The organism is Pseudanabaena sp. 'Roaring Creek', assembly GCF_001402795.1.
Lineage (GTDB): Bacteria > Cyanobacteriota > Cyanobacteriia > Pseudanabaenales > Pseudanabaenaceae > Pseudanabaena.
Genome location: NZ_LIRE01000728.1, coordinates 1 through 3,804, shown reverse-complemented (window position 1 = coordinate 3,804; position 3,804 = coordinate 1). Strand labels below are relative to the sequence as shown.

Below are 3,804 nucleotides of genomic sequence, written 5' to 3'. Positions count from 1 at the left end.
TAACTGGCTACTGCTATATCGAGTAACTAAAGATAGGCAGCGTGAAACGTCATCCATCATTAGTTACTCCCTTCCCAGTGAAGAATTAGACGTTGCGGCGCGAAGCGCCGCAACGTCTTCTTGGTTTTTAATGTCTAATTTTATAGCGGGAAAGGAGTATGGGGCAATACTATTTCTTGAAACACTTATGTTGGGGCTAACGCTTTACAAGTTATGATAGTAAATGGTCAAAATTCCAGTTTTTACTTTTTTCTCTAAAGTTTCGCCAATAACATCATGATGCGTAGCAACTATTGCGGTCACCTCAATGCCGAACATCTCGGACAAACAGTTAGCTTGTGCGGTTGGATCGATCGCAGACGGGATCATGGTGGAGTGATCTTTTTAGATCTGCGCGATCGCACGGGAATCGTCCAGATCGTTAGCGATCCCCAACGAACTCCAGCGTCCTATGACCTTGCGGGGGAAATGCGAAACGAGTATGTAGTCAGAATTATTGGCAAAGTTTCTCAGCGTCCTGAAGAATCCCTCAATCCCAAACTCGCCACAGGGGAAGTGGAAATTTATGCCGAATCCATCGAATTGCTCAATGCTGTCAGCAAGCCATTACCCTTCCTAATTTCTGAAGCGGACACGATTAAAGAAGAGCTGCGCTTTAAATATCGCTATCTCGATATGCGAGGCGATCGCCTATCGAGCAATCTCAAGCTGAGATTTGAAGTTGTAAAATCCATTCGCCGCTTCCTTGAAGATGAGTATGGATTTATGGAAGTAGAAACGCCAATCCTTTGCCGCTCCACTCCCGAAGGAGCGCGAGACTACCTCGTCCCCAGTCGCGTTAATGCAGGGCAATGGTATGCCTTGCCCCAGTCACCACAGCTATTTAAGCAGTTGTTGATGGTTGGTGGATGCGATCGCTATTATCAAATCGCTCGATGTTTCCGCGATGAGGATCTACGCGCCGATCGTCAACCTGAATTTACCCAACTGGATATGGAAATGAGTTTCATGTCTCAGGAAGAAATCATCGAACTCAATGAAAACCTAATTCGCTACATTTTCCAGACCGTTAAAGGATTGGAATTAGGCTCCTTCCCCCGCCTCACCTATGCCGAATCGATGGATCGCTATGGGTGCGATCGCCCCGACACACGCTTTGGCATGGAATTAGTCAATGTATCGGATTTATTTGTCAATTCTGGCTTCAAGGTCTTTGCTAACACGATTGCCAATGGTGGCATCATCAAAGTTTTACCCGTACTCGGCGGCGATGCGGCAATTTCTAATACGCGCATCAAACCAGGCGGCGATCTTGCTAATTTGGTTGCTCAATATGGGGCAAAGGGATTAGCCTTTATCCGCGTTCGCGAAGGTGGCGTAATCGATACGATCGGCGCACTTAAGGATAGTCTCACCGAAGAAGTCAAGCAGGAATTGCTAGAGCGTACTGGAGCAACCGCAGGTACGATTCTGTTGTTTGGGGCTGGAGAGAAGGCGATCGTCAATGAATCCCTCTATCGTCTGCGCCTAGCCCTCGGTCGGGAATTAGGTTTAATCGACGATCAAAAGCTCAATTTCGTGTGGATAACCGATTTCCCCATGTTCGAGTGGAATGCGGATGAGAAGAGACTAGAGGCTCTGCATCACCCCTTCACCTCTCCCCGCCCCCAAGACATTGAGAACGGTCAACCCATTGACGTAAATACGATCGCCCTAGCCTATGACTTGGTACTCAATGGTACAGAAATTGGTGGCGGGAGCATTCGGATTCACAAACGCGATGTTCAAGAAAAAGTTTTTGCCGCGATCGGGCTAACTCCCGAACAGGCAAAAGAGAAATTTGGTTTCCTATTGGAAGCCTTTGAATATGGCACGCCTCCCCACGGGGGACTAGCCTTCGGACTCGATCGCTTAGTGATGTTGATCTCTGGAGCCGATTCCATTCGTGATGTCATTGCCTTCCCCAAAACCCAGCAAGCTCGCGATCTGATGACTGACGCGCCATCAAGTGTGGATGACTCACAGTTAAAAGAACTTCATGTCAAGTTATCCCTACCTCCTGCAAAGAGCTAGTCCAATTCCCAAAGATGAGTGGCGGCGCGAAGCGCCGCCACTCATCTTTGGGGCTTGTCCTAAGCAAACCCTTTCTCAAAGCCCAAAAGTAAAAGCCTTGCGTAGCAAGGCTTTTACTTTTGGGCTTTGAGAAAGGGTTTGCCAATTTAACCCGAACTGACGTTATGTAAGTAGCTAGGCATAAGTAAACTTAAAACCTAGAAGAGCATACCGCCCGCTGCGCGGGCGGTATGCTCTCTGGTTTTGGTTTTTAATTATGCCGAACTACTTATAGCGATCGCTACGCGCTTCAAGGATAAAGAAAATTACAAAACTGTAATTCTTTTGCTAAGGAAACGATCATTTTTTTAGGTTTTGATGAAATATGTCAAACGCAACTTCACACCATAGCAATGACTCCAGCGATGAATAAATTTACTAAATCAATGCCAGTTATAGCGATCGCCCTTCTATTAGGCAGCGCAGTCACCACATTACCCAGTTCATTTAACCTAAATTTATCGGCTCAAGCACAATCCGAATCCAATCAGGAAAAACCTCGTAATCGACCACCTCGTCCTGATTTAGATGCCGCCGCTAAGAAGTTGGGGGTAACCAAAGAAAAACTGATTGAAGCTTTAGGTATACCACCTAAACCACCCGAATCCAATGGAGGAGAACCACCTAAATCGAGACCACCCCGCCCTGATTTAGATGCCGCCGCTAAGAAGTTGGGGGTAACTAAGGAGAAACTCATTGAGGCTTTGGGTCTACCACCTAAACCTCCCGAAGAGGGCAACGGCGATCGCCCATAGAGATTAAACCCGAAAACCTGTAGCGCACGCGCTGCGCTTCAGGTTTTCAGTCTGGTTTTTAATTATGTCCAGCTACTTATACTGATGTAATCATAGCAAATAGGTGATCGCGGATAAACTTAGGGCTTCAGTCCATTCCACGATCGCGCCATAGGTATCCCCAGTCTGTCCGCCCAGTTGTCGGTTAAACCATGCGCCGAGCGACCAAGTAATAGTGAAAGCGATCGCCGATAACCCAAGCGCGAAAGCAATTGCATGGGCAAAATATCCGATCGCTAGGTTGCCCGCGATTAGTAGAAATGCCACCAGCCAAACTTGCCAATAATGTAAATCCTCCTGATGGAATTTTCCCTTGCCCATCGCCTTGAGATAGGGATAAGCCATAATTGCCCGCAATTGTCCCCACCGCGCCCAAGCCCAGACAGCCGCTAAAATCCAAACTCGCCGATCGCTAATCGCCGCCAACGCCATTACTTTTAATAACAAAATCACTATTCCCGCGATCGCCCCAAAAGCGCCCGTATTGCTATCTGCCATCACTTCAAGGCGGCGTTCGGGATCGGTCACTGCTAGCCCGTCAGCAGTATCCATTGCCCCATCCAGATGCAAACCACCCGTGATCGATAGTCCTAACAAAATTGTCAGGAGCGATCGCAAGTAAATGAAATCAGATGAAGGTTTGAGCCATCCCAAACCGAAATCGACAGCAGCGATCGCCAGACCGATGCCCAGACCAATTAGTGGGGCATAAAGAGCAATTCCGCGAAAATCAAGATTTCCCTGCGTCCGCCAAGGGATACAGGTATAGAAAATTATTGCCGCTGGCAATTTTCGCCAAAACTGCATTTAAAAAAATCCCAAAATATCGATAAATTGAGGAGAGAAATTTCACCCCTTCTTTAATTTATATGACAAATCAAAAAACAAAGATGAGTGG

Annotated in this window: 4 protein-coding genes; 3 read left to right on the top strand and 1 reads right to left on the bottom strand. The window is 47.2% G+C overall.

Going from position 1 to position 3,804, the window contains the following annotated elements; all coding sequences use genetic code 11:
• The 3 genes from AC805_RS27015 to AC805_RS21415 form a co-directional block, all read left to right on the top strand.
• On the top strand, positions 1 to 217 hold a 217-nt coding region (locus AC805_RS27015; RefSeq protein ID WP_231664078.1), incomplete at its 5' end, for a hypothetical protein.
• 62 nt (positions 218 to 279) lie between these two features.
• Entirely contained in the window at positions 280 to 2,073 is a 1,794-nt protein-coding gene (gene aspS / locus AC805_RS21420; RefSeq protein WP_055077287.1) for an aspartate--tRNA ligase, read from the top strand.
• A 392-nt stretch (positions 2,074 to 2,465) separates the two neighbouring features.
• Positions 2,466 to 2,867, top strand: coding sequence for a hypothetical protein (locus AC805_RS21415; RefSeq protein WP_197278814.1), 402 nt, complete (start codon positions 2,466 to 2,468; stop codon positions 2,865 to 2,867).
• A gap of 90 nt (positions 2,868 to 2,957) precedes the next feature.
• Here AC805_RS21415 and cobS read toward each other — a convergent pair whose 3' ends face one another.
• Positions 2,958 to 3,713 carry an adenosylcobinamide-GDP ribazoletransferase gene (cobS, locus tag AC805_RS21410; RefSeq protein ID WP_055077285.1) on the bottom strand — a complete coding sequence of 252 codons (756 nt, stop codon included), beginning with the start codon at positions 3,711 to 3,713 and terminating at the stop codon, positions 2,958 to 2,960.
• Between the last annotated feature and the right edge of the window lie 91 nt (positions 3,714 to 3,804).